Source organism: Pseudomonas sp. CP-1 (genome assembly GCF_021213715.1).
Classification (GTDB): Bacteria; Pseudomonadota; Gammaproteobacteria; order Pseudomonadales; family Pseudomonadaceae; genus Pseudomonas; species Pseudomonas aeruginosa.
The window spans coordinates 442105-468760 of the sequence record NZ_JAJQKY010000001.1 but is presented as its reverse complement, the minus strand read 5'-3'; the positions used below and the strand labels follow the sequence as shown (position 1 = coordinate 468760).

Here is a 26656-nt window from a genome sequence, read left to right as displayed (position 1 = left end):
GGGCGCCTCAGGCCTGCCCGCCGGCGAGCAGGCTCGCCAGCCGCGCACGGCTTTCCGCCAGGCTTTCGCTTTCGTCGAGGCCCTGGCGCAGGAACTGGCGCATGACCGGGAAGCGCGCGATGGCCAGGTCGGTCTCGGGATCGCCGCCGGCCACGTAGGCACCGACGCTGATCAGGTCGCGACTCTGCTGGTAGCGCGACCAGAGCTGCTTGAAGCGCTGGGCGTCGCGCAGGTGCTCGGCCTCGACCACCTGCGGCATCACCCGGCTGATCGAAGCTTCGATATCGATGGCCGGATAGTGGCCTTCCTCGGCCAGCCGCCGGGACAATACGAAGTGCCCGTCGAGCACGCCGCGAGCGGCGTCGGCGATCGGGTCCTGCTGGTCGTCGCCCTCGGAGAGCACGGTGTAGAACGCGGTGATTGAGCCGCCACCGGCTTCGGCATTGCCGGCGCGTTCCACCAGCTTCGGCAGCTTGGCGAACACCGATGGCGGATACCCTTTGGTCGCCGGCGGCTCGCCGATGGCCAGGGCGATCTCGCGCTGGGCCTGGGCGTAGCGGGTCAGCGAGTCCATCAGCAGCAATACGTTCTTGCCCTTGTCGCGGAAGTACTCGGCGATCCGCGTGCAGTATTGCGCGGCGCGCAGGCGCATCAGCGGCGCGTCGTCGGCCGGCGAGGCGACCACCACGGAGCGCTTGAGGCCTTCCTCGCCGAGGATCTCGTCGATGAACTCCTTCACCTCGCGACCCCGCTCGCCGATCAGACCGACGACGATGATGTCGGCCCTGGTGAAACGGGTCATCATCCCCAGCAGCACCGACTTGCCCACCCCGGTACCGGCGAACAGGCCGAGGCGCTGGCCGCGGCCGACCGTGAGCAGGCCATTGATCGAGCGGATGCCGACGTCGAGAGGTTCGCTGATCGGGTGGCGCTTGAGCGGGTTGATCGTCGGGCCGTCCATCGGCACCCAGTCTTCGGCGCGCATCCCGCCCTTGCCGTCGAGGGCGCGGCCGGCGCCGTCGAGCACCCGGCCGAGCATCGACATGCCCATCGGCAGGCGCCCGGTGTCCGGCAGCGGCACGACCCGCGCGCCAGGCGCGATGCCGGCGAGGCTGCCGACCGGCATCAGGTACACCTTGCTACCGGAAAAGCCCATCACTTCGGCCTCCACCTGCACCGGGTGGTAGCCGCTTTCGTTGATCACGTTGCAGCGGCTGCCGACCGCGGCCTGCAGGCCTTCGGCTTCGAGGGTCAGGCCGACCATGCGCAGCAGGCGGCCCTCGACCACCGGCTGCGCCGGCAGCGAGACAGCCTCGGTGTAGCCCTCCAGGCGCCTGGCGAAACTGGTTCGCTCAAGGCGCATCGACGTCTCCGGGGGCGTCGAGGTCGATCCGGATGTCGCTGGCCAGCGGATGGGTCGCCTGTTCGCGCTGTTGCTCGAACAGTTGCTTCACTGCCTGCGCCAGGCGCGTCTCGATGGTCGCGTCGATGCGACTGTGCTCGGTCTCGATGCGGCAGCCGCCGGGCAGCAACGAATCGTCCTCGAGAATCCGCCAGCTCTCTTCGTGGCGCTCGCGCAGCGCCTTGACCCGCTCGAAGTCCTGCGGGTTGACATGGATACGGATGTTCGCCGCGCCCATCGGCAGCAGCTTCAGAGCCTCGCGCAGGACCTGGCGGACATGGCTGGAGTCCATGTGCAGCTCGCGCTGGATCACCTGGCGGGCAACGTGGTTGACCAGGTTGACCATGCCCTGCTCGATCAGGGCGTCCTGCTCGGCGATGGGTTCCAGGAGCTGCGTCATCAGACGCTCGAGACTTTGCAGGCGCTCCTTCAGCGCCTCCTCGGCTTCCTGCCGCGCCTTCAACTGGCCGGCGTGGAAACCGTCGCGCTCGCCGGTGGCGAAGCCTTCGTTGTAGGCGTCCTGGCGGATCGCCTCGATTTCCTCCAGCGTCGGCGGCTTGACGGTCTCCAGCTCGACCTCTTCCACCGCCGGCGGCGCCGGCGCGGGTTCGGCGACCGCGGGCACCTGCGGCGCGGCAACGGCCGGCTCGTCGCGCGGCTCGTCGAAGCTCGGCAACGACCAGAGGCCGAAGGCCGCCACGTCCTTGCCGCGGATCAGTTCGCTGGGATTGTCTTTGTCCTTGTCGTGGGGGACCACCTCAGATCATCTCCTCGCCACCCTTGCCGCCCAGCACGATATCGCCGGACTCGGCCATGCGCCGGGCAATGGTGAGGATTTCCTTCTGCGCACCTTCCACTTCGCTGACCCGTACCGGCCCCTTGGCCTCCAGGTCGTCGCGCAGCAGCTCGGCGGCACGCTTGGACATGTTCTTGAAGACCTTCTCGCGGATCGCCTCGTCGGAGCCTTTGAGCGCCAGCACCAGTACGTCCGAGGAGACTTCCCGGAGCAGCGCCTGGATGCCGCGGTCGTCGACGTCGGCGAGGTTGTCGAAGACGAACATCAGGTCCTCGATCTGTCCGGACAGGTCTTCGTCGACCTCGCGGATCGAATCCATCAGTTGGCCTTCGATGGAGCTGTCGAGGTAGTTCATGATGTCCGCCGCGCGCTTGACCCCGCCCATGGTGGTGCGGGTGGCGTTGGAGTTGCCGGCGAACTGCTTCTCCAGGATCAGGTTGAGTTCCTTCAGCGCCGAGGGCTGCACGGTGTTCAGCGAGGAGACGCGCAGGACGATATCCAGGCGCACCTTGTGGTCGAAATGGCTGAGCACCTCGGCGGCCTGGTCGGGATCGAGGTAGGCGACCACGATGGCCTGGATCTGCGGGTGTTCGTAACGGATCACGTCGGCCACGGCACGCGGCTCCATCCACTTCAGGCTGTCCAGGCCGCTGGTGCTGCCGCCGAGGAGGATGCGGTCGATCAGGTTGTTGGCCTTGTCCTCGCCGAGGGCCTGGGTGAGCATCTTGCGGATGTAGCCGTCGGCACCGACGCCGAGGCTGGTCTGGTCGCCGACCACTTCGACGAACTCGCCCATCACCTGCTCGACCTGTTCGCGGTGCACGTTGCGCATCGACGCCATGGCCACGCCGACCCGCTGCACCTCTTTCGGCCCCATGTGCCGCAGCACCTGCGCCGCGTCGGTCTCGCCGAGCGACAGGAGCAGGATGGCGGCCTTGTCGACCTTAGTCAGTTTGGCGGCGAGACGATTCTCACTCATGGCGCTTACTCATCGGCGTTGATCCACTCTTTCACGACCTGGGCGACGCGGCCCGGGTCCTGTGCGACCAGGTTCTTGATCGCGTTCAATTGCGCATCATACCCCTCCGTGGGGCTCGGCAGGAGGATGCTCGACGGCCCGCCGATGCTCACCCGGTCGTCGGCCAGCGAGCCTTCCAGGCCACTCTCGCCCAGCGCCAGGTCGCCGTCGCGACCGCCGCCGCCGGCCAGCGACTTGCCCTTGCCGCCGCCGGTGATGTTGCTCAGCACCGGACGCAGCACGCCGAACACCAGGACCAGGATGAACAGCACGCCGAGCACCTGCTTGACGATGTCCCAGAACCACGGCTGCGAGTAGAACGGAATGCTGTCGATCTCTTCGGCCTGGGCCGGGGCGAACGGCGCGTTGATCACGCTGACGCTGTCGCCGCGGCTGGCGTCGTAGCCCACCGAATCCTGTACCAGGCGGGTGAAGCGCGCCAGTTCGTCGGCGCTCCAGGGCTGGTGGCTGACCTCGCCGGTCTTCGCGTCGACCTTCATCTGGTCGTCCAGCACCACCGCCACCGACAGTCGGCGCAAGCGCCCCTGCTGCTGCTTGGTGTAGCTGATCGAGCGGTCCAGTTCATAGTTGCGGGTGGTCTGGTCGCGCTTGTCGGTCGGGTACGGCGCCAGCTCCGGCTTGCCGGTCTTCGGATCGATGATGGTCTGGCCGTTGGCGTCCTTCAGCGGCTGGCCCGGCGCGACGTAGTCGGCCGGCGCGCTGGCGGTGGCCTGCTGCGGCGCGCTGGCCGGGCCCGGCGGCTGGTTCGACAGCGCCCCCGGCACGCCCTGCGGGCCGGACGAATTCTGCCGTTCCTCGTTGTTGCGTTGCTCGCTGCGCAGGGCCGGCTGGTCCGGGTTGTACATCTCCGAGGTCGACTCGACCGCGCTGAAGTCGACGTCGGCGGACACCTCGGCCTTGTAGCGACCGTTGCCCAGCACCGGTTGCAGGATATTGTGCACGCGCTGGGTGAGCAGGCCTTCCATGCGCCGGGTGAAGTCGAACTGCTTGCCGGCCATGGTCAGCTCGGAGAGTTCCTGCTGGTCGGAGAGCAGGTTGCCCTTCTGGTCGACCACGGTGACCTGCGACTTGTCCAGCTCCGGCACACTGGTGGCGACCAGGTTGACGATCGCCATCACCTGGCTCGGCTCCAGGCTGCGACCCGGATACAACTCGACCAGCACCGAGGCGCTGGGCTTGCGGTCGTCGCGGACGAACACCGAACTCTTCGGGATCGCCAGGTGCACGCGGGCGGCCTTGACGTTGTTCAGGCTCGACACGGTGCGCGCCAGCTCGCCTTCCAGGCCGCGGCGGTAGTTGGTGGCTTCCATGAACTGGCTGGTGCCCAGCGCCTGTTCCTTGTCGAGGATCTCGAAACCGACGTTGTTGTCGGTCGGCGCCACGCCGGCGGAGGCCACCTTCATGCGTGCCCGGCCGAGGTCGTCGGCCTTGACCAGCAGCGCGCCGGAGTTGGGTTCGACCTTGTAGGGAATGTCCGCCGCGGTCAGCGCTTCCACCACACGGTTCGCGTCGACCCCGTTGAGGCTGCCATAGAGCGGCTTGTAGTCCGGCTGCTGGGACCAGAGCACGACGGCGAAGCCGATCGCCACGCTGGCGGCGAGACCGACCAGCAGGCCGATCTGGCGCAGCATGGTCATCTCGGAAAGGTTGTCGAGGAACGACAGTCCCGGGAAGGATTTCTTCAGCATCCCGGCACCGCCGCTCTTGGCGGGAACCTGGCTGTCGATCAGTGCATCGGCCATGAACTAGTTATCCTCGCGCCGCTCAGACCGGCATCTGCATGATGTCTTGGTAGGCCTGGACCAGTTTGTTGCGCACCTGGGTCATGGCCTGGAACGACACGCTGGCCTTCTGGCTGGCGATCATCACGTCGGTCAGGTCGACGCCGCTCTGGCCGACCTCGAAGGCGTTGGCCATCGCGGTGGAGGCCTGCTGGGTCTCGTTCACCTTGTCCACGGCCTGGGAGAGCATTTCCGAAAAGCTCGGCGCCCCCACTTCGGCCGGCGCCTGAACCGGTTTGGCCTTGGCCATGGCTTCCATTTGCATGGAACGCATTTCCAGCATCAGACGATTGAACTCGACACCCTGACTCATGACTCTTCCTCCAACAGCCGCGGCTTTTTTGACGCCGCCCGGCACTTTGCAGAGGAGTTAGCAACAAGGGTGCCAAGTCGACCCCAAGGCCCGGCATCGGCGTTCGCCGCCAATGCCCGCGACCGCTGCAGGGTCCGTCCCTGCTCCGGTTATCGGCAGGCGCGCACGCTCGAACAGCCCCGGGCGACGACCGGCGGCGGACGCAAAAGGCCCGCACGAGGCGGGCCTGGGGAACATGCGAGCACTCAGATGGCGTAGAGATAGGCCTCCACGTCCATCCCCGCGTCGCGCATCTGGGCGAGCTTGTAGCGCAGGGTCCGTGGGCTGATGCCAAGGCGCTCGGCAGCCTCCTTGCGGCGGCCGCGCTCGGTGCGCAGGGTATCGATGATCACCTGGAATTCGCGGCGACGCAGGTCGTCGCCCAGCGCGCCGCTAGCGTCCTGGCCTGCGGCCGGCGACGGAATCTCGACGCTCGGCGGGGTGGCCGGTGGCATTGCCGGCATGGGCACCGGCACCGGGGCCGCGAGCGGCATGCCGATCGGCGCGGTGAGGCACAGGTCGGCGGGCTGGATCAGGCCGCCCTGTTGCAGGATCAACGCACGCTGGATGGCGTTGTCGAGTTCCCGTACGTTGCCCGGCCAGGCATGCCGGACCAGGCACTGGGCGGCCTCGGGGCCGAGCGCCACCGCGCCGAGGTTCATCTTGCGGCTGTGCTTGCGCAGCAGACGCTCGGCCAGCGGCAGGATGTCCGCAGGGCGTTCGCGCAGCGGCCGCCAGGCCAGCGGGAAGACCGACAGGCGATAGTAGAGGTCCTCGCGGAAACGCCCCGCCGCGACTTCCGCCGCGAGGTCGCGGTTGGTCGTGGCAAGCACGCGGATATCCAGGTTGATCGGCTTGCGCGCACCGACCCGCTCCACCTCGCGCTCCTGCAATACGCGCAGCAACTTGGCCTGCAGGCCGAGGGGCATTTCCGATATCTCGTCGAGAAGAATGGTGCCGCCGTCGGCCAGCTCGAACTTGCCGGGCTGGGCGGCAATGGCGCCGGTGAAGGAACCTTTCTCGTGGCCGAACAGGGTGGCCTCGAGCATGTTGTCCGGGATCGCCGCGCAGTTGATCGCGATGAACGGCTTGCCGGCACGCGGCGATTGCTGGTGGATATAGTTGGCCAGGACTTCCTTGCCGGTCCCGGACTCGCCGGAGATCAGCACGGTGGAATCGCTGCGCGCGACCCGCGCGGCCAGTTCCAGTAACTGCCGGCTGGCCGGCTCCAGGGCCACCGGACCATCCTCCTCGCTGCCCGGCAACTGGCCCAGCGCATGGCGTGCCACCAGGTCGAGCAGCGCCCGCGCCTCGAACGGCTTGACCAGGTAGTCGGCGGCGCCCTGGCGCATCGCCTCGACGGCGCGATCGACCGCGCCGTAGGCGGTCATCAGCAACACCGGCAGGTGCGGGTAGCGTGTACGGATCAGGCCGAGCAACTGGTGTCCGTCCATGCCCGGCATGTTCACGTCGCTGATCACCAGGCTGAAGGCTTCGCGGGCCAGGACCGGCAGCGCCGCCTCCGCCGAGTCCACGGCGACGAACTCGTGACCGCCCAGCAGCAGGGTGTCGCTGAGGGCTTCGCGTAGTGCGCGGTCGTCTTCGACCAGCAGGACTTTGGCTGCCATGGGGTTACTCCTGAATCGCAGAAAGAGGCGCCGCCGGAATCAGCGGCAGGATCAAGGTGGCGCAGGTGCCGCGCCCGGGCCGAGAGCGCAACTGCAATTGCCCCTGGTGGGCGCGCGCCACGGCCTTGACCACCGCCAGGCCGAGCCCGGTACCGGTGGTCTTGGTGGTGAAGAAGGGTTCGCCCAGGCGCGCCAGGGTCGCCGGGTCCATGCCCGGTCCGTTGTCGCTGACGCTGAGGCGCAGGCTGTCGGCGCGGGCATAGAGATGCACCTTCAGGCGCAGTTCGGGCCCGCAGGCCTGGATCGCGTTCTCCACCAGGTTGAGCACGGTGCCCACCAGGGTGTCGCGATTGCACAGCAGCTCGCCGCCGCGCGCCTCGCACTGCCAACGCACCTGGAGCCCCTGGACATGGACTTCGGCCGCCGCGCGCAGGCTGTCGAACAGCGCCTTCGGCGCCACCCGGTCGGTCAGTGGCAGCTCGCCGCGGGCGAACACCAGCATGTCGCGTACCTGATGCTCCAGTTCGTGCAGGCGCTCCTTCAGCCGCCCGGCGAAGCGTTGCTGCTGGTCGGTCGGCAGCGCCTGCTCGCTGAGGTGCCCGGCATAGAGCAACGCCGCCGACAACGGCGTGCGGATCTGGTGGGCCAGCGAGGCGACCATCCGCCCCAGCGCCGACAGGCGCTCGTGGCGCGCCAGTTGCTCCTGGAGACGGCGGGTATCGGTAAGGTCGTTGAGCAGGATCAGTTGACCCGGTTCGCCGTTCAGCGAGCGGGTGGCGATGGACAGGCGACGTCCGTCGCGCAGGGAAATCTCGTGGCCGTCATCCTCGCGCGGAGCGAAGCAGCGGGCGATCACCTCGCGCCAGAGCATGCCCACCAACGGTTCGCCAAGCAGGCCCAGGGCCGCCGGGTTGGCCTCGCGGACCACACCATGGGCATCGATGACGATGACGCCGCCGGGAAGCAGGTCGAGCAGGCTCTGCAAGCGGTTGGCCAGGCGCTCCTTTTCCGCCAGCTCCTCCATGCGCTGCGCGCTGACCAGGGCCAGTTGCCCTTTCAGCTCGGTAACGCGCTCCTCCAGCAGGCTGTAGGACTCGCTGAGCTGGCTGGACATCTGGTTGAACAGCGCGAAGGCCTGCTCGAGGCCGGCGCGGCTGGTGGCCTCGGCCGTATCGGCTGGCTGCTCGGTGAAGGCGTTGAGGGCTGGTTGCATTGCGTTTCTCTCGGTCGGCGCGACGTCATGGTTCTGTCGGTCGACGGAGATATAGCAATACCCGTGCCTAAATTTTTTTCATTTGAAAATCAAAGCGTTGCGAAACGACCTGTCAATCATCCGACAGGTCGTCGTCGCGCCGGCTCATGCCGTACTTGCGCATCTTCTCCACCAGCGTGGTGCGGCGGATGCGCAGGCGTTCGGCGGCCCGCGCGACCACTCCGCCGGCATCGTCGAGGGCCTGCTGGATCAGGCCCTGCTCGAGGTTGGCCAGGTAGTCCTTGAGGTCCAGGCCTTCGGCCGGCAGCATCGCCGGCGCGTCCATTCCCGGCAGCCCGGCGTTGATCGCCGCGCGCTCTTCCAGCTCTTCGCGCAGGCTGCTGGCGAGTTGCTCGTCCTCGTCGTCGACATGGCGGAATTTCTTCGGCAGTTCGCCGACCCCGATCACCCCGTAGGGATGCATGATCGCCAGGCGCTCCACCAGGTTCGCCAGTTCGCGGACGTTGCCCGGCCAGTCGTGGCGGCAGAGCGACATGATCGCCGCCGAGTTGAAGCGGATCGACCCGCGCTTCTCATGTTCCATCCGCGAGATCAGTTCGTTGAGCAGCAGGGCGATGTCTTCCACCCGCTCGCGCAGCGGCGCCATCTCGATGGGGAATACGTTGAGGCGGTAGTAGAGGTCTTCGCGGAAAGTGCCGTCCTCGATCATCTTCTCGAGGTTCTTGTGGGTCGCGGCGATGATCCGCACGTCGACGTTCTGCGTCTTGTTGCTGCCGACCCTTTCGAAGGTGCGCTCCTGCAGCACGCGCAGCAGCTTGACCTGCATCGGCAGCGGCATGTCGCCGATCTCGTCGAGGAACAGGGTGCCGCCGTTGGCCAACTCGAAACGTCCGGCACGACTGGTGATGGCACCAGTGAAGGCGCCCTTCTCGTGGCCGAACAATTCGCTTTCCAGCAGTTCCGCCGGGATCGCCCCGCAGTTCACCGGGACGAAGGGCCCCTCGCGGCGCTTGGAATGGTAATGCAGGTTGCGCGCCACCACTTCCTTGCCGGTGCCGGACTCGCCGAGGATCAGCACGCTGGCATCGGTATCGGCGACCTGCTGCATCATCTGCCGCACCTGCTGGATCGCCCGGCTGGTGCCGACCAGGCTGCGGAACAGGTTCGGCTCGCGGGAACGGCCGCGCTCGCGGGCCTGGTCGTACATCTCGCGGTAGACCTGGGCGCGATGCAGGGAGTCGAGCAGCTTGTTGTAGCTGGGCGGCATCTCCAGGCTGGCGAGCACCCGGCGGCGCAGCTCTTCCGGCCAGTCGGCCGGGGCCGGCTCGCCGATCAGCAGGATCGGCAGGTACTCGTCCCAACTGGCCAGCTGCTTCAGCAGCTCTACCGCCCCGCCCTTCGACTCGACGCTACCGAGCAGCACGCACAGGGCTTCGCGACTGTTGCTCAGGCCCGCCGCTACCTCTCGCCAATCCTCGCTGTTGCAGGTCAGCTGATCTTCGCCGAGGAAGTTGAGAATGACTGCCAGGTCGCGACTGCGATCGAGATTGTCGTCAATCAGCAAGAGTTTGGTTTCGCGCCACATTTTGATCAGCTGCCTTGCATCGAATGGGTCTCGCTCGACCCGAAAGAGGGCTGGGACTAATGCCTATTTCTAATAAGCAGCCAGCATTTGGCCACTAGTTAAGTCAAATGTGAACGATTAGTCAATTTTATGGCGTGTTTTTTTTGCTGTTTCCGACAGGGAGAGGCAATAAAAAACCCCTACAGACCGCATGGAAAGCAGTACTGGCAGGGGTTTTGGGGGATATGTAAATTTTTCCGAAAAGCCTTGCGCCAAAGTAACGGCACAAAGCCATGAAAAACTTATCCGAACATCTGGTAGACCTTGGCGCCTTGCTTCGACTGGTTCAGCTGGATCAGATCGGTGGCCAGCTTGCGCTGCTCGCCCTGGCAGACATCGATCAGCTCGCGATACAGCGCCAGCAGCTCTTCCATCCGCGCCCGCAAGGTGGCTTCGTCCTGTACATCGAGCATCGCCTCGTCGACGGCCTGGCGGCAACGCTGGTCGAGTTCACCGATGGCCTCCCAGTTCTGGCTGGCCAGGGCAACGCGCAGGGCGCTACCGGTTTCTTCAAGGATCTGTACAGCTGCACTCATTGCTTGGTCCCTCTGGGGATGCCTCTCAGGGGGCAATCGCATCCCAACCGGATTTGATGTTGCGCAACAGCTCGGAAACTTCCTCGAGCTTGCCCGCGTCGTTCTTCAAGTTGGCTTCCGTCAGGCGCATCGACATGTAGGCGTAAAGGCGGTCGAGGTTGGCTGCCAGCTCGCCGCCCGCCTCGAAGTCGAGCCCTTCGCGCAGGCCACCGACGATGGCGATGGCCTTGCCGATCAGCTCGCCCTTCAGCGCCACTTCGCCGCGCTCCAGGGCTCCGCGGGCCTGCGCCATCCGGGTCAGGCCGCCTTCCATCAGCATCTGGATCAGGCGATGCGGGCTGGCATCGATAGCCTGAGCCTGGGTACTGACATTCTGGTATTGCCGCATGGCTGCCATTGCGTTCATCGACGGTTGCCTTGTTCGGTGACTGATACGCTCTATATCGGTCGGCTACCGCGATTCTTTAGCGCCGTTCGCTGTCTTCGCCCTGCGCTTCGGCGCTGCCAATGGCATCCCAGGCCTGCTTGATCTGGCCCAGCAGCGCCTCGACCTCGTCCAGCGGACGCGGTGTGTCGTCCAGCGCGACACCAGCCAGGCGGCGGGTCATGTAGTCGTACAACGCATCCAGATTGCCGGCTATCTCGCCGCCCTGCTGGTGATCGAGGCCAGCCTGCAAGGCGCCGATGATCGACAACGTGGTGCCTACCGCTTCGCCGCGCAGCGCCGGGTTGCGCTCCAGCACCGCGCGCCGGGCCAGGGCGATGCGTTCGAGCGCGCCGTCCAGCAGCAGCTTGACCACCTGGTAGGGCGGGACGTCCTGTGCGCTGCCTACCTGCCGGTAGGTATCGATAGGACGCGACATCAGCTTTTCTTCACAAGGCCAGGCAGGCTGCTAAGAGCCTGGGCCATGCGTCCGCTGGTCTGGTTGAGCTGGCCGATCAACTGGTCCATGGCGGTGAACTGCTTGAGCAAACGATCCTGTAACTGCTCGACCCGGCGATCGAGCGCTTGGCGCTGGGTATCCACCGACTTGATGGTGTCCTGCAATCCATCCAGGCGCTGCTGGAGCACACCGCCGGTCTGGGTGTAAGGCGTGAGCTTGTCGTCGAGACGCTTCATCAGGCCGGTATCGCCGGTGAACAGAGCGGAAACCGACTCGAACTTGTCCTTCAGAACCTTGTCGAGTTTCTTGTCGTCGATCTCCAGGGTGCCGTCTTTCTTGGTGGTGATACCCATGTCGGCGAGCATGCGGACATCGGTACCTTGCCCCGGCTGGACCATCTCGTTGCGCATGGTGGTGAGCAGGTTGCGCACGCTGCTGTCACCGACCAAGGCACCGACCACGGGAGCCTTGTCGTCGCCCACCTTGGTCACGCCGGTCAGTTCCGAAGTCACGCCGACCAGCTTGTTGTAGGCCTCGACGAACTTCTTGATGTTGTCCTTGACGCCGCCACGGTCCTGCTCGACCGAGATGGTGATCGGCTTGTTGGTGTCGGTGACCGTCTTCAGCTCGAAGGTGACGCCGTTGATGACCTTGTCGACCGTATTGGTCGGACTTTCCAGGGTCAGGCCGTCGATGCTGAACTTGGCATTCTTCGCCTGGGTGATATAGCCGCTGCTGCTGGAGGACGTACCGTCCAACTGGGACAGGGTCAGCTTGCCATCGGCGCCGACGCTGCCGATGTTGAAGTTCTCCAGGCCGGAACTGCCCTGGACGAACACGTCCTTGCCGGCGCCGGAATCCTTGCCGGTGAAGACCAGTCGCGAGGTTCCGTCTCCAGGGTTGTTGACGATGTTGGCGCTGATGCCCTTGTCCTTCAGCTGCGCGTTGAGCGAGTCGCGCACTTCGGCGAGGGTCGCGCCCGCCGCGACGTTTACCGTGACGCCGGCATCGTCGGCGCCCTGCTTGATGGTCAGGGTGCCACCGGAAGTGGTCTTGTAGCCATCGGCAAACGACGCGGTGGCCACCTTGCTGACGCTGGCCAGCTGGGTCACTTCGAGCTTGTAGATACCCGGCAGGGCGTCCTTGGTGGCGGTGGCGGTGGCGAACTTCTCGTCGCTGGTGCTCGCCGAGCGCTTCTGGAACAGCTCGGGCTTGTTCAGCTCCTTGAGGATGGTCTGCAGGTCGGAGATCGCGCTCTTGAGCTGGCCGATGCCGGTGAACTTGGCGGTGGTGTCGCTTTCCAGGCGCTTGAGCTGCGCCTCCTTCGGCGCCTTCTCGGCCGCCACCAGGGTGGAAACGATGTTCTTGATATCAAGGCCCGAGTTGTAGCCGTTGATCGTCGTACTGTTCGCCATCTTGCTTCACCTCGTCAGCTCATTGACGCTTTGTCCTTCCAATTCCAACAGACAGTCAAAAGACGTGCCAATTCCGCTCAGGCTTCCGCCTTGAACAGCAGGCTGCGCGCTTCGTCCAGTCGCTCTGCCAGGCGCAGGGCCTCTTCGGAAGGGATTTGCCGGATGACTTCTCCGGAAGTCGAATCGGTCACCTTGACCACTACCCGCCCCGTGGAGTCGTCCAGGCTGAAACTCAGATCACGGCGGATGCTCTGGGTGAACTTCTCGATGGAGGAAACCGCCTCCTCGACCGCAGCGCGTTGCTCCTTGTCGCCCATCCTAACGTCGCCCGTCCGTTGCGCGCTTGCGCTGGCGGCCGCCTCGCCGGCCTGGCCGGCCGGGCGTGCGCCATCGGAAGAAGACGCCGAGCCGAACAGCCGGATTACCGGAGCAGCCGTCGAATTGTTGACATTGCTGACGTCCATCGTCGCTACCTCTCAATGAGATACGAGGGGAAGCGCGCCAGCGCTCCCCCTCGTGACTTCACCTTGACCTCGCCGAAGCTTAGCGCAGCAGGCTCAGAACCGACTGCGGCAGCTGGTTGGCCTGGGCCAGGATCGCGGTGCCGGCTTGTTGCAGCACTTGGTTCTTGGTCAGGTTGGCGGTTTCGGCTGCGAAGTCGGTGTCTTCGATCCGGCCGCGAGCAGCCGATACGTTCTCACCGATGTTCTTCAGGTTGTTGATGGTGTTGTCGAAGCGGTTCTGCACCGCACCGAGGTCGGCACGCTGGGCGTCGATCTGCTTGATCGCCTCGTCGATCACCAGCACGGCGGACTGAGCGCCCTTCGCGGTGGAGATGTCGATCTTGGCGACGGTGTCGTTAGCCTCGGTGAACGTCGTGGTGCCTGCCGCGGTGCCTGCGCCGGTGCTGCCGGTGTCGGTGATGGCTACGCCGGAAACCGCACTGGTAGTACCATCCGCACTAGCCTTGGACACGTAGCTGATCTGCGCGCCGTCGGTGAAGGCACCGATGCCGACGTTGGCGTCGTTGACCGCAGCGGCGATCTTGGCAGCCGCCTGCTCGGCGGTTTCGTTGCCCTTCATGTCGACCTTGACGTTCACGGCGCTGCCGCCAGTGATGCCGATCGCGATGTCGACGGTGCCCGAAGCGGTTGCAGCAGTGACCGCACCGCCGCCAGTAGCCGTGAAGTAGGTGCCGTTCAGCGACTCTGCGCTCATCTCGTCGATGCCGACGCTGATGATTTCGTTGGCGGCCGAACCCACCTGGAAGCTGGCGACGCCGAAGGAACCGTCGAGCAGCTTGCGGCCACCGAAGGTGGTGGTGTTGCTGATACGATCCAGTTCTTTCTGCAGTTGCTTCACTTCGCCATTCAGAGCGGTACGCTCGGAGTCGCTGTTGGAGCCGTTGGCCGACTGCAGGGACAGGTCACGCATACGCTGCAGGATGTTGGTCGACTGCTGCAGGGCGCCTTCAGCGGTCTGCGCCAGGGAGATACCATCGTTGGCGTTCTTGGTAGCCACGTTCAGGCCGTTGACCTGGCTGGTCAGACGGTTGGCGATCTGCAGGCCGGCGGCGTCGTCCTTGGCGCTGTTGATGCGCGAACCGGTGGACAGACGCTGCAGCGAAGTGTTCAGCGACGCGGAAGAGTTGTTCAGGTTCCGCTGAGTGTTCAGCGAAGCGATGTTGGTGTTGACGGTCAAGGCCATCTTGATGCCCTCCAAGGACGATATGTTTGCCTGAGCTTGCGACCTCGGGTGGGCATCGCCCAGGCACCCCTAAAGTTCGCATTCGTGATCTTTATCGGCGCTTCCCTGGGGAGCTTTAGGTTTTTTTTTGACCATCCTCGTTTTTCATGCATCGTCCCCGTCGGAGGGGTTCGCGCAAGGCCTCCCAAGCGCTGCGGACAGCGCGACGGAAAGCCCCGCCGGCCGCTCAGTCCGGCATCCAGGCACGATACCAGGCGCGCAAACGCTCGCCGTCGAGCATCCAATCCGCCAGCACCCGTTCGCGCAGGTGATCCCCTGCCCTGGCCGCGGCATCCAGGTCGCGGGTATGCATGCGGATCGCGTCCACCCAGTCGCGGAAACGGTTCTTCACCCGCGTCACCGGCAGATCGTCCTGGTAGCAGCGCACGTCGCTGCAGACCACCGGGAAACCGCAGGCGCCGTATTCCAGCAGGCGCAGATTGCTCTTGCACTCGTTGAACAGGTTCTGCTCCACCGGCGCCAGCGCCAGGTCGAGATCGAGAGCCGCCAATGCCCGCGGATAGCGTTCGATAGGCACCCCCGCATGCACTTCCCTGACGAAGGGACGGATGGACGGCGGGCACATGCCGAAGAACACCCAGTCGACTTCGTCGGCCAGTTCCCGGACCACGTCGGCGATCAGTTCCAGGTCGCCGGTATGGCTCGAGCCGCCCGCCCAACCGACACGTGGCCGCTCGCCGCGCCGCCGCTGCGCCCGCAGCCCCTGCCACCACCCCACCGGCAGGCGGTTCTCGATCACCCGGATATCCGGGTGGAGACCGGCGAAGGCCTCTGCCAGGGCCGGCGTCGACACCACGAAGCGGTCGACGTAACCCAGCCCGCGACGCAACGTGCGCAGGATGTCCTTCGGCAGGTGCTGGCGATGGGCGCTCTTGAGGGGCACGTTGGGCAGATAGTCGTCCAGCTCGTAGACCTTGAAGGCTCGCGAGAACGCCTGCATCCGCCGCATGGCCTCGAGACGCTCCTCGCCGACCTGGCGCTGCAGCACCAGTACGTCCGGGTCGTAGCGCTCCAGATCGGCCACGTGCATCAGGCCGATCGACAGCGCGCCATCGATGGATGCCGACTCGCGCAACGCGCTGAACGGCTGGATCACCCGGTAATGGCCGCAGCCGAACAGGTCGGCGGGGTGCGCCAGGACAGTGGGCAAGGGCCGCCACCCCTGCAACGGGCGCCAGGCCAGCTGCGGGTCGGCCAGCTTGAAACCGCCTTCGGCCTGCAACGAAAAGCCCGGGTTATAGGCGGGATCGCGTGCCAACAACGGTAGCCAGCGCGCGTACAGCGCATCTTCTTCCTCGACGCTCGCCGCCGTCGTGGCAGGCGCATCGAGCAACAGCCGCGCACGCGGCGTCCATACGTTCAGGTAGCCCGCCTGGACCGCCCGCAGGCAGATGTCGACATCGTCCCAGCGCGTCAGCGCCTCGTCGAAACCGCCCAATTCGAGGAACAACTCGCGGCGCATCAACAGGCATTCGCCAGCCACCGCCGAGTAGTTCTGGTCCACCTGCAGGCGCTGCAGGTAACCGGCGTCCTCGTGCGAACGCCCTTCGAAGGCCCGCCCGGCCGGTCCGCACAAACCGAGCAGCCAGCCGGCGTGGCAGACCCGTCCGTCCGCCGCCAGGAGCTTGGCGCCTACCGCGCCGACTTCCGGACGCTGGCCATGGTTGAGCAACTGCTGCAGCCAGTCCTTGTCGAGGATGCCGCTGCCGGCATCGAGCCAGAGCAGGAATTCGCCGCGCGCCCGGGACGCCGCCAGGTTGCGCAGAGCCCCACGGGACAACTGCCCATCGCCTCGCAGCACCCGCACCTGCTCGACACCCATGCCTTCGACGGCGAGCAGCCATTCGCGAACGTCGGCCGCTTCGCCACCCTGTTCCAGCAGAAGGATCTCGTAGTTGGGATAGGCGGTATTCTCCAGCACGGTTTCTACGCAACGCTGGAGCTGCGCCAGGCGCTCCCCGGCCAGCACCAGGATGCTGACCGGCGGTTGCCCGGCGTGGCCGTAGTCCAGCTCGTAGCGCCCCGGCAGCCGGCTTCCGACTGTCGCCTGCGCGTAGCCACGGGCACGCAGGTGGCCTTCGATCGCCGCACGCTCGGCGGTGCTGTCCTGCAGGCGCAGCGCTGGGCCAGACAGCAGTGGCTCGCTGATGTGTCCGATACAGCCCAGGCCCCGCTGCTCGACGAGACGCAACTGGTAGGCCAGCTCGAAAGCCTCGCAGGCGGTCTCGTCGAATCCGCCCGTGGCAAGCAGCGGCTCGCGGCGGAACAACCAGTGCCGGGACAGCCCGGCGGGGAAACTGAGCAGAAGGTCGAGATTCAGGTCCGGGCGCAACGCCGCGCCCAGCTCGCCGTCATCCAGGCGCATGAGTTCGTCGGCGTACACCGCCTGGCAGCTCTCCGGTGCCGCCAGCAGGTCCAGCGCCGCCACCAGCAGGCCGCTGACAGTGAATTCGACACCCGCTTCGACCAGGAGCAACCAGTCGGTATCAAGCCGGGCAAGCGCCTGGTTGATCGTCGGCACCGGCCCCACCTCTGGATCGAAGAGCATCGCTCCGTTCCGCGGACTCGTGCCCAGCGGCGCGAACAGGTGGCTCTCGACACGTGGATACGAATTGACGTGCTCCAGGCTCTGCAGGGTACGCTCCACGGCCTCGGTATCGCCGTGGGCATCGAGCACCAGCACCGCGAAGCGCGGCCCACCACCCTGCTCCTGCAGGAATCGATCGATCAGCACCTTCTGCACCGCATCCGGCCGCCGCGCCTCCAGCCAGGTCGACAGCGTGACGCTACCGAAGCCCGCCGCCCGCCTCAGCGCGGCAAGCAGGTTGACCGGCTTGAAGACACGGGCGTCCAGGCGGGTGATCGGTGCCACCCGGACGAAGCGGTTGTCGCCGGCCTGGCGATACCAACCCAGTTCGCGGATAGCCAGGCGGAAGTCGGCATGGCCCTGCTCGCCGATACCGGGCTGGTCGCGCCCGATCTGGCTGAACTGCTGGCGGGAGACGCGGAAACGGGTCAGCGGCCGCGACAGGAACGCCAGGTCGCCACGCTGTAGCAACTGCGCACACATGGCCAGGTCGCCGATCCAGTCGATGGCCCGGCCGTTGAGCATCATCAGGCGCTCGCAGATCTGCAGCAGCGCATCGCGCCGGGCCATCAGGCAACTGGGTTCGCCGATGAAGTTGATGGTGTGGTCGGCGAGGAACGAGACCAGCTCGCGACCGTCGATCAGGACGTCGCCGGCGAACGGGAAGCAGGTCGCCAGGATGTCCGGCAGCGGCTGCCCTTCCTCGTCGATACGCAACCGCCGCGACGAGGCCAGGACCACGTTCGGCTCGCGCTCCATCGCTCCCACCAACGCCTCGACGCATTCGGGAAGCAACACGTCGTCGTCGTGGAGAAACTTGACGTACTCGCCCTCCGCCAGGCGGATGCCTTTCGCCGTGCTGCCCAGCTCGCCGAGGCGCGTCTCGTTACGGAAGTAGCGGATCGGGAACGCCGCGGAGGCGCGCTTCTGCTCGACCAGCGTGGCGATCCGCTCGTCGCTGCTGTCGTCGCAGATGATCAGCTCCAGGGCCGGATAGGTCTGCCCGAGCACGCTGTCGAGGGCGTCCTCGAAGTACTCCAGCTTGTAGGTCGGCATGACGATGCTGACACGAACGTTCGCGCTCATTGAGCCATTCCTGAGTAATTGGTGCAGCGCATGGTGATCGGAAGGGCCGGGCCATGGCCCTTCGTGTCGCCGCTCCCGGTCTCGACTCCCCGCGGCGGAGCATCTGCTCCGACGAGCGCGTCAGCGCCCTTCACGAAGAGCATCGGGCCAGTCGACATAGAGGATCGTGTCGTAGAAATACAGCGAGTAATGGCGCAGGCGCAGCCGGGCTCCCGCAGCGATCCCGTCGATCGCGGCGACGATGTCCAGCAGGTCCTGCACATGGTGGTAACAGGTGATGGCCATGCGCGGCCGGCACTCGTCGATCAGCCGCGCGGCCCCCCGCAGAACCCGTGCCTCATGGCCTTCCACATCCATTTTCAGCAAGGTCATGACATCGAGGACATCGTCGAGCCGCACGCACGGCACCTGCACGGTGCCGTCTATCTCGACCCTGCTTCCCATGGTGCCGTGGGCTGCGAATGCGAGATGGCCGCCGGTATCGGACACCGCCTGGTTATGCAGATGGAGACCGACACTTCCAGCAAGCGACGCATGCATGAGCCGGTAATTCGCCGGATCAGGCTCGAAGGCATGGATCGAAGCATATTCATGACGAGCCGCCAGCATGAACTTCTTCACCGTATCGCCATCGTAGGCACCGATATCCACGTAATGCTCGTCGCTTCGCAAGACGATCGGATGCTCGGGGCCCCGGTACAGGGAAAAGTATTCCTGCTCTCCCGGACACAACACGTCCAGCAACGCAGCGCGGTTGCCGTCCAAACGCAGGCGCATGATGGCTTCCAGGGTCTTCCGGCTTCGCTCGTCGGCCAGGCGCTCGCGCAGCGAGACGAACTCGGCGTGATGCTGCATCGCCAATTCGCGAGTCAGCGCGCCGGTCTGGTAGACCAAAGGAATATCCAGCAGGTAGAGAAGCTCGGGCAGATCGAGGGTGATGCATTGCGCAGTCTTCGCCAGGTGATCCAGCGTCAGCCAGGTAGGCAGCGAATAGGCACAATTCACTGCGGGTTTCCCTGCGTGGCATGGTTCCTTCAACTGGGCGGTAGGAATCACCTGGTCGAAACCATCGGGAACGCTATTGCTGGCGAAAAGCACATCATCCACAGCAATCAGGCGAACCCCAGGCAGACGCTGCGACAAACCGGCAACCACCTGTGAGCGGAACACCCCTCCAAGATAGGAAGTAGGCACCAGCACCAATAGATATCCGCTCCGTTCGCATCGCGAAAGGAAGTCCGCCTGCGTCATATCGTTTCCCGCCATCATCGACAGCTCCCCGCTCATAGGATGCGTGCCCCATCGGGCATGAGTTCATCGTAAAAGGAGTAATTGGGTAGTTCCCGGGGAAGCCTGCCCGGCAACAACCATTCGCAGTGTCGCCCCACCCGGGTGTCGGCGAGCGCGACGCTGCCCGCACCCAGCGTGCTGCCCTGGCCGATCTCCACTCGCCGTCCCAACTGCACGCCAGCGAGCAGCGTGCTACAGGTTCCGACCCGGCAGTCCTCCTCCACCAGGACCTGCAGCTCCAGCCAACTGCCAGTGCCGATGCGGGCACGACCGGCGAGCACGCAACCGGCGCCGACGAACACGTTGCCCAGCAGTCGCACGCCTTCGCCGACGATGGCCTGAGGCGAGACGATATCGAATAGCCGGTAGCCCGCCAGGCGGATATCCGCGATGAGCTTGTGGCGGGCGTAGTTCACCGCCCGCTCGTCCAGCGCCACGAATACTTCGCTTTCCGCAGCGGGGTAGCGTTCGAGCAGAGGCGCAATATCGAAGTTGTGTCGATCCGCAGCATTCAGCTCCAGGACCCGGTGTTCCAGTCCCCGTTCCCGCGCAGTACTGTCCGCCCGTTCGAGCGCGCGCCCTTCCCCGACGATGATCGCCTGCTTCATGCCCTCTCCCCCAGTACCTGCGCGCGATACCACAGGTGCTGGCGCACCAGCTGCACCTCGTAGTCGCCGTGCATGAACGGCGGCGAATGTGCGCCCAGCCCCTCCTGGAGGCGTTCCAGGACCAGGGTGTCCTCGCCGATCACGTTACGCTCGCCGCGAATCAGGGTGCTCAGCAAAGCGCTGAAATCGGTCTTCGGATCCTTGCGCCGGGCAGTCATCATCCACAGGTGGTAGTCGGTCTCGCCGGGTGCCACCGGATCGTACTGCTGGAGCAGGAAGTGCTCGCCACGGACGCTGCAGAAGTTCACGTTCGGGTAGATGAACCAGTTGTAGTAGGCGTGCTCGTCGCCGTAGCCCTCACAGAGGTCGGAGAACCAGCTCTTGTAGGGCTGGATCGGCGCCTTGGTGGGGAAGCTCAGCGAACGCAGCTCCGGCGTTTCGCCTTCCTGCAGCAGGCGCAGCACCTCGGATGGCACCGCAGCCTCGCGTGCCAGACCGCGCACCGGGGCGGTCATCACCGGGAGGAAGGTCTTCGGATGGACGAAAGGAACATGGTTGTAGTCCTTCACGTTCTCCATGTTCAGCTTCCAGTTGTAGCGCACCTTGTGGCAGCTGTAGATCAGCCGCGTATCCAGGTGCGAGGAGACCTCCCGCAAGGTTTCCAGGAATCCATCGTCAAACTGCTCGCGCAGCGGCAGCGGGTCGTCCGCCAGGTTGACGAACAGCAGTTGCCCCACCTCTTCCAGGTGCAGCTTGCGCAAGCCGATCCGCGCCCGCTCCTCGGCGCTGAACTGGTACAGACTGGAGTTCGGAATGCCCTGTAGCTGCCCCTCGGCGCCGAACGACCAGGCATGGTACGGGCAGACCAGCGGTCGCTGGCCGGTGCATTCGGTCTGGATGGCCGACAGACGATGCGGACACTGGTTGAGAAAGGCCCGGATGCCGGACTCGGTACGCTGCACCACGACCGGCACGCCGGCGATCTTGCGGGTGAAGAACTGGTTGCGCTCACGCACCATCGAACTGAAGCCGACGAAGATCCAGAGCCTGCCGAACAGCCTTTCGCGCTCCAGCGCGAGCGTCTGCGGCTCGGTGTAGTGCGCTGCGTCCAGCGCATGGCGAGTCATGTCCACATCCACAACCTTCACTTGCTGAAAATAACCCGGGCCGGATTGCCGACCACGGTCTGTCCGGCCGCCACGTCCTTGAACACCACCGCGCCCATGCCCACCACGGCGTCTTCGCCGATACTGACGTCGCGGGCGATCATCGCCCCGGAGTTGATCACCGCACGATCGCCCACCTTCACGTAGCCGGCCAGCAGGCAGCGCGGGCCGATGTGTACATAGTCGCCGATGACCACGTCGTGGCCGAGCATGGTTTGCTGGTCGATGAAACCGTAGGCGCCGATACGGCAGTCCACGCCGCTGCTCACGTCGTAGCCGAAGAAGGTCGGGCCGTAACTGGTCCGCACGCCAAGGGTGCAGCGGGTGCGGATAGCGACGAACTCGGCGCCCTTCGCCAGCAGGCATGCGACCTGCTTCTGGCGACTGAGCGGATCGCCGACCGCGGCGACGAACAGTTGGTCAGGCTCCGCGACGAAGCTCTCCGGATACCCGAGCCACGGGTAGTAGAGCGACTCCGCGACCGCGTCGGGGCCGCGCTCGTCGAGAAACCCGCCGATCACCCAGTCGATGCCGTGACCGTAGTCGACCTGCAGCTGGGCCAGCACCTGACGCCCCAACCCACCGGCGCCGAGGATGATGATCCTCTTCATTGCATCGTCCTCAACTGATGGTCAGGCCGCCGTCCATCACCAGGGTCGTGCCGGTCACCCAGCGGCTGGCATCGGAAAGCATGAAGATAGCGGCGTTGGCGATATCCTCGGGCTTGCCGAAGCCCATCGGGTGGTTGCTGCGTTGACCGTCCATCGAACCGACCGTCTGGGTGGCTGCATCCAGAAGCGGTGTTTCCACCAGTGATGGAGACAGGCAGTTAACCCGGATGTTGCGCTTCACCACTTCCATGGCCAGGCAGCGGGACATGGCGATCAGAGCGGCCTTGGTTCCCGAGTATGCCCCCACTCCGGCAACCCCGATGTGGGCGGCGATGGAAGCGATGAACAGGATCGAACCGCCGGGCGCTACCAGGTTGCGCTTGAGCAACGCCTGGGTAAGCAGCATCGGCGAGTCGACATTGATCGACTGGACTTCATGCAAGTGCGCTTCGGTCATCATCCGCACTGGACACAGACGGGAAATACCGGCGCTATGCACCAGTCCATGGATTTCGCTGTCGACAGCCGCTACCACCGCAGCGCGCTCCTCGGCTACCCGAAGATCGGCCTGGACAGCACGGTGCGGCAGCTCCGAGATCGACTGCAAGGTTGTCAGGCATCCATCCAGGCGGGTCTGGTCACGTCCGGTAACGATCAGCTCGGCGCCCATCCGCGCGCAGCTCTGCGCGATGGCCAGGCCCAGGCCGGAGCTGGCGCCGGTGACCAGGATGCGCCTGCCCGACAGGCTGAAGGGATTGAAGGAAGTCTCGTCGTTCACTTGGCTGATTCCGCGTTCAAGGCACTCAGGATTCGATCAGATCGGGGAACTTCGCCCCTTCGATATCCACCAGGCAGGTACCCCAGGACAGGCCGATACCGAAGCCGCAGAGCAACACGCGATTGCGGCCGGCCTCGAGCTCCCGGTTGATCCGCGCGGTCATGGTCACCGGCAGCGAGGCGCCGCTGGTGTTGCCGAAGTCGCGCAGGGTCGAAGGCACCTTCTCTACCGGCAGGCCGAGCTTCTTGCGGATGGTCTCGTTGATCATCCGGTTGGCCTGGTGGAAAACGAAGTAGTCCACTTCGTCCTTGCTCGCACCGGCATAGTCGAGCAGCTTTTCCACCGCCGGCGGTACGCGCTGGGTGGAGAAGCTGAGCACGGCGGTGCCGTCGAGCTGCAGGTCGATGGCACGGTGCCAATGGTCGTTCTCGTCCTCACGGAACGGCATCAGGTGCTGCACGCCGACCGGTTCGCGATGGCCGCCTACCGGCAGGATGATGGCCTTGTAGCCGCTGCCGTCGCTGTTCAGGTCGAAATGCATCGGCGGCGCGCCTTCGCAGAACTCCAGCGCCGTCGCGGTGCCCGCGTCGGAGAAGATCGGATCGTTGACACTGGCGCCACGGTCGCCGACCAGCACAAGGCCCTTCTTCACCCCGCCGGCGGCAATCAGCGAACCCAGCAGGTTGAGGGCGAACGGATAGGCCGAGCAACCCAGGTTGACGTCGAAGGCCACGGTGGAATGCGGCAGCCCCAGGCGGTCCTGGAGGATGATCGCGGTAGCCGGCGCCAGGTAGTCGGGAGACTGGGTCACGACGATCAGCGCATCGACCTCCTCGCGCTTCCACTCCAGGCTTTCCAGCAGGCGCTCGGCGGCGTCGAAGGCTAGGTCGGAGAAGCACTGCCACTCCTGCGCCATGCGCCGCGTCTCGATGCCGATGTTGCGCACCAGGCGTTCGCGCTCGGCGCGCAACTGCGGCTTGCAGTCGGTCAGGTTGGAGATAACGCGCTTGGGGACGCAGGTCGCCATCCCGGCGAAACGGACGTTCTTCAGCGTGGAGGTGGCCATGGTCAGAGTCCGAGCATCTGGTAGAGGTCGCCCACCGTGCGAGCCTTGATCAGGTCTTCGCCGGTGATGGTCTTGCCGTATTCCATGTCGAACATGACGATGACCCCGAGCGCGGCCAGCGAGTCCCATTCCGGCAGGTCTTCGAGCTGGGTGTCCATGCTGACCTCGACGGGATTCTGGAAATCGGTGGCGGAAAGGAAGTCTTCGATGAATTTTGCTTGGCTCATTTCTTGTCTACCTGAGTGAGGCGGTTGTTCATTCTGTTATCGGTCGCGACGGGCTCAACTTGATGCTCGCCGCCGCGGCATGGCGGCGGAAGCGATCAGGCCGGCGACGAACTCGACGTCTGCGGCGGCCAGCCCGGGATAGATCGGCAGGCACAGCACCCGCGAGGAAATCGACCGCGCCACCGGAAGATTGGCGGGCGCCGCCGAGGGCAGCGAATGGTACATGGGGAAGTCGCTGATGAGTGGGTAGAAGTAGCGCCGCACCAGCACATCCCTGTCGCGCAGGCGCTGGTACAGCTCGTCGCGCGAAAGCGGAAAATCGTCTTCCACCAGGATCGGGAAATAGGCGTTGTTGGCGAAGGTCTGGGTACCAGGCCGGAGGCACTGGATGCCAGGGACGCCGGCCAGCAGGCGCCGATAGCGCTCGGCGATCTCCCTGCGCTGCTCCAGGGCCTGGTCGACGTGCTTGAGTTGCAGCAGCCCGAAGGCAGCGCCGACCTCGTTGAGCTTGCCGTTGATGCCGGGCATGACCACCGTGACCTCGTCGACGAAGCCGAAATTCTTAAGGTGGTTGAGGCGTTGCCGGGTGTTTTCGTCCGAGCAGATGATCGCACCGCCCTCGAAGGTGTTGAACACCTTGGTGGCATGGAAGCTGAGGATGCTCAGGTCGCCGTGGCGCAGTACGCTGCCGCCGGCGTCGCGCACGGCGAAGGCATGCGCGGCATCGTAGATGACCTTCAGGTGGTGGATATCGGCGATCCGCTGGATAGCCTCGACATCGCAGGGGTTGCCGTAGCAATGCACCGGCAGGATCGCGGTGGTCTGCGGGGTGATCGCCGCCTCGATCCGCGACGGGTCGAGATTCATGGAGTCCTGGTCGATGTCCACGAAGATCGGCTTGAGCCCGTTCCACAGCAGCGCGTGACTGGTGGCGACGAAGGAGTACGGCGTGGTGATCACCTCGCCGGTCACCCGCAATGCCTGCAGCGCGGTGATGAGCGCCAGGGTGGCGTTGGCGAAGAGCACGATGTGCTTCACCCCCAGGTACTCGCACAGGGCCTCTTCCAACGCATGGTGCATGTCGCCCCCGTTGGTCAGGAAACGGCTCTCCCAGATCTTTTCCAAGTAGGGGATGAACTCTTCCAGGGGCGGCAGCAGCGGGCTGGTGACCGGGATCGTCTTGTTGTTCATGTAGGGCCCTGATGAATGGATACTCAGGCGAGTAAAGGGCGAAAAACCCGAGCACGCCACTCTATGCAAGGCCCGTACCCAAAGAGCTTGATGCAGGTCAAAGCCCCTGGTCGCGCGGCCCCTGGCTGTTCCACAGGCGCTGCGGCGCGAATCGGCAGTCAAACTTCTGACAAATTCTCCCGTGTTTCCGTAGACCTTGCGGAACATACCCTCCAGCGACACAGGTACAGTCCCTGCGAACGAAAAGGCCCATGACGGAGTCATGGGCCCTGTTCCACAGAGGGACTGTCACTTCAGGTAGTTGAACAGGCTCAACCCCTGGATCTTCACGTAGCTCTGCTGCGCGGCATCCATGATGGTGGACTGCAACGACAGCCGCGACAACGCCTCGGCGTAGTCCAGGTCCTGGATCTGCGACATCACCGACGCATTCACCAGCTTCACATCGTCGATGAAGGTCTCGGTGCTTTCCACGGTATTCAGGCGCGCGCCGATCTTGCCCTGGCCGCCATCCACGGCGGCAGCCACGGCGGAGAGGTTGGTCAGGGCCACCGCCGTCGCATCGCGGATGGCGTCGTTGCCGGCCTGGTTGTCGGTGGAGCTTTCCAGGGCCTTGCGCAGGTCCGACACCACGTTCAGCAGGCTGCGCTTCTCGCTGCCCGGCTTGTAGTTGACGTTGAACTCGTCGCCCGCCTTCGGCGTGCCGTCGATCGTCACGCTGACACCGGCGTAGAGCACCTTGTCGATGGTCTTCGGGTCGTCGTCGATGGCGCCCTTGGACAATTGCCAGGCCGGCGGCGAATTCGGATCGTAGGTGGTCCAGTCATAGCCCGGAGGCAGGCTCTTCGGATCGTAGACCACATACTCCTTGTCGCTGACGAAGTGGATGTTGAAGCCGTCGGTTGCCGCAGGCGGGTTGCTCGCCGGGAACTGGCTGTCGAAGGCCAGCTCGTCCTCGACCAGGCCGACCGAGATGCGACCGTCGCCGGTATTGCCAGCCGCCGCCTTGGTATCGAGACGAGCGGCATTGACGATGTCCTCGAACAGCACCTTGCCGCTGTCGCTGACCGGAATCCGCGTGCTGCTGGCGATCTGCACCTCGCGCTGGCTCTCGTCGCCCATGTAGCTGTAGGTGCCGTCCTCGTTGCGCACGAACGGCTGCACCGAGCCCTGGGACCCGGAAAACAGGTATTTGCCACTCGCGTCGCGGCTGTTGAGCAGGTTCAGCAACTCGTCCTCGCGCTGGCGCAACTCGCTGGCCAGCGACTTCTTGTCGTTGGAGTCCAGTGCGCCGTCGCCGGCCTGGCCGGCGATCTCGCGGATGCGCTGGAGGACGTTGCCGACCGAACGGAGGATGGTTTCCTCCTGGCTCAGGCTGTTCTTCGCCTCGGTCATGCCGGTCTTGTACTGCTCGTTCAACCCCTGTTCCTGGTCCAGGCGCAACAGGCGTACCGAACCGACCGGGTCGTCCGCCGGGGTCAGGATGCGCTTGCCGGTGCTGATCTGCTCGAAGGTACGGTTCAGGTCCGCGTAGTTGCGGGAAATCCCGTTGACCGAGTTGTTGAAGGCCTGGATGGTGGAAATGCGCATGGTGGCGGTCTCGCTGGCT

Annotated in this window: 24 protein-coding genes; all 24 read right to left on the bottom strand. The window is 65.1% G+C overall.

From position 1 onward, the window contains the following. Window positions 1-7 precede the first annotated feature (7 nt). The 24 genes from fliI to flgL all read right to left on the bottom strand — a co-directional run bounded on the left by fliI (window position 8) and on the right by flgL (window position 26637). Window positions 8-1363: a flagellar protein export ATPase FliI gene (gene fliI / locus LT948_RS02265; protein WP_003086458.1), complete on the bottom strand. Its 1356-nt coding sequence runs from the start codon at window positions 1361-1363 to the stop codon at window positions 8-10. Beyond that, window positions 1353-2159, bottom strand: coding sequence for a flagellar assembly protein FliH (fliH, locus tag LT948_RS02260; protein WP_003082217.1), 807 nt, complete (start codon window positions 2157-2159; stop codon window positions 1353-1355). Before fliH ends, fliI begins: the two co-directional genes overlap by 11 nt. Before the next feature lies 1 nt (window position 2160). After that, window positions 2161-3177, bottom strand: a complete 1017-nt coding sequence (gene fliG, locus LT948_RS02255) for a flagellar motor switch protein FliG (protein WP_003082212.1) — start codon at window positions 3175-3177, stop codon at window positions 2161-2163. Between the two features lie 5 nt (window positions 3178-3182). Then, window positions 3183-4979: a flagellar basal-body MS-ring/collar protein FliF gene (gene fliF / locus LT948_RS02250; protein ID WP_003109118.1), complete on the bottom strand. Its 1797-nt coding sequence runs from the start codon at window positions 4977-4979 to the stop codon at window positions 3183-3185. A gap of 22 nt (window positions 4980-5001) precedes the next feature. Beyond that, window positions 5002-5331, bottom strand: a complete 330-nt coding sequence (gene fliE / locus LT948_RS02245) for a flagellar hook-basal body complex protein FliE (RefSeq protein WP_003086454.1) — start codon at window positions 5329-5331, stop codon at window positions 5002-5004. A gap of 245 nt (window positions 5332-5576) precedes the next feature. Further along, window positions 5577-6998 carry a sigma-54-dependent response regulator transcription factor FleR gene (gene fleR / locus LT948_RS02240; RefSeq protein WP_003082202.1) on the bottom strand — a complete coding sequence of 474 codons (1422 nt, stop codon included), beginning with the start codon at window positions 6996-6998 and terminating at the stop codon, window positions 5577-5579. A gap of 4 nt (window positions 6999-7002) precedes the next feature. Then, window positions 7003-8211 carry a sensor histidine kinase FleS gene (gene fleS / locus LT948_RS02235; protein ID WP_003086450.1) on the bottom strand — a complete coding sequence of 403 codons (1209 nt, stop codon included), beginning with the start codon at window positions 8209-8211 and terminating at the stop codon, window positions 7003-7005. A gap of 112 nt (window positions 8212-8323) precedes the next feature. Then, entirely contained in the window at window positions 8324-9796 is a 1473-nt protein-coding gene (gene fleQ / locus LT948_RS02230; protein WP_003086448.1) for a transcriptional regulator FleQ, read from the bottom strand. Between the two features lie 281 nt (window positions 9797-10077). Further along, the gene (locus LT948_RS02225; RefSeq protein ID WP_003086445.1) at window positions 10078-10371 is read right to left on the bottom strand and encodes a flagellar protein FliT; all 294 of its coding nucleotides are present in this window, start codon (window positions 10369-10371) and stop codon (window positions 10078-10080) included. 25 nt (window positions 10372-10396) lie between these two features. Next, window positions 10397-10777 (bottom strand): flagellar export chaperone FliS, encoded by a 381-nt coding sequence (gene fliS / locus LT948_RS02220; protein ID WP_003158217.1) that lies wholly within the window; start codon window positions 10775-10777, stop codon window positions 10397-10399. A 58-nt stretch (window positions 10778-10835) separates the two neighbouring features. After that, a complete protein-coding gene (gene fliS, locus LT948_RS02215) occupies window positions 10836-11234 on the bottom strand; it encodes a flagellar export chaperone FliS (RefSeq protein ID WP_003086441.1) in 399 nt (132 codons plus the stop codon). Beyond that, complete coding sequence (fliD, locus tag LT948_RS02210) at window positions 11234-12670, bottom strand: flagellar filament capping protein FliD (RefSeq protein WP_003133924.1); 1437 nt, start codon at window positions 12668-12670, stop codon at window positions 11234-11236. The genes fliS (LT948_RS02215) and fliD overlap by 1 nt, the downstream gene beginning before the upstream one ends. Before the next feature lie 77 nt (window positions 12671-12747). Then, window positions 12748-13134, bottom strand: coding sequence for a flagellar protein FlaG (locus tag LT948_RS02205; RefSeq protein ID WP_003086436.1), 387 nt, complete (start codon window positions 13132-13134; stop codon window positions 12748-12750). A 79-nt stretch (window positions 13135-13213) separates the two neighbouring features. After that, window positions 13214-14377, bottom strand: coding sequence for a flagellin (locus tag LT948_RS02200; RefSeq protein ID WP_003086434.1), 1164 nt, complete (start codon window positions 14375-14377; stop codon window positions 13214-13216). 226 nt (window positions 14378-14603) lie between these two features. Next, window positions 14604-18110 carry a glycosyltransferase gene (locus LT948_RS02195; RefSeq protein ID WP_073656903.1) on the bottom strand — a complete coding sequence of 1169 codons (3507 nt, stop codon included), beginning with the start codon at window positions 18108-18110 and terminating at the stop codon, window positions 14604-14606. A gap of 120 nt (window positions 18111-18230) precedes the next feature. Continuing rightward, window positions 18231-19397 (bottom strand): FkbM family methyltransferase, encoded by a 1167-nt coding sequence (locus LT948_RS02190; protein ID WP_015503346.1) that lies wholly within the window; start codon window positions 19395-19397, stop codon window positions 18231-18233. Beyond that, complete coding sequence (locus LT948_RS02185; RefSeq protein WP_023875665.1) at window positions 19394-20008, bottom strand: acetyltransferase; 615 nt, start codon at window positions 20006-20008, stop codon at window positions 19394-19396. Before LT948_RS02185 ends, LT948_RS02190 begins: the two co-directional genes overlap by 4 nt. Continuing rightward, on the bottom strand, window positions 20005-21135 hold the full coding sequence (locus LT948_RS02180) for an aromatic ring-hydroxylating oxygenase subunit alpha (protein WP_003158206.1): 1131 nt from the start codon (window positions 21133-21135) through the stop codon (window positions 20005-20007). Before LT948_RS02180 ends, LT948_RS02185 begins: the two co-directional genes overlap by 4 nt. A 17-nt stretch (window positions 21136-21152) precedes the next feature. After that, on the bottom strand, window positions 21153-21785 hold the full coding sequence (locus LT948_RS02175) for an acetyltransferase (RefSeq protein ID WP_003086423.1): 633 nt from the start codon (window positions 21783-21785) through the stop codon (window positions 21153-21155). A 10-nt stretch (window positions 21786-21795) separates the two neighbouring features. Then, window positions 21796-22563, bottom strand: coding sequence for an SDR family NAD(P)-dependent oxidoreductase (locus LT948_RS02170; protein WP_003086422.1), 768 nt, complete (start codon window positions 22561-22563; stop codon window positions 21796-21798). 25 nt (window positions 22564-22588) lie between these two features. After that, complete coding sequence (locus LT948_RS02165) at window positions 22589-23629, bottom strand: ketoacyl-ACP synthase III (protein WP_003086420.1); 1041 nt, start codon at window positions 23627-23629, stop codon at window positions 22589-22591. Window positions 23630-23631: 2 nt separating this feature from the next. Then, on the bottom strand, window positions 23632-23856 hold the full coding sequence (locus LT948_RS02160; protein ID WP_003086419.1) for an acyl carrier protein: 225 nt from the start codon (window positions 23854-23856) through the stop codon (window positions 23632-23634). 54 nt (window positions 23857-23910) lie between these two features. Beyond that, the gene (locus LT948_RS02155; RefSeq protein ID WP_003086416.1) at window positions 23911-25047 is read right to left on the bottom strand and encodes a DegT/DnrJ/EryC1/StrS family aminotransferase; all 1137 of its coding nucleotides are present in this window, start codon (window positions 25045-25047) and stop codon (window positions 23911-23913) included. Between the two features lie 288 nt (window positions 25048-25335). Then, entirely contained in the window at window positions 25336-26637 is a 1302-nt protein-coding gene (gene flgL / locus LT948_RS02150) for a flagellar hook-associated protein FlgL (RefSeq protein ID WP_003086414.1), read from the bottom strand. Between the last annotated feature and the right edge of the window lie 19 nt (window positions 26638-26656).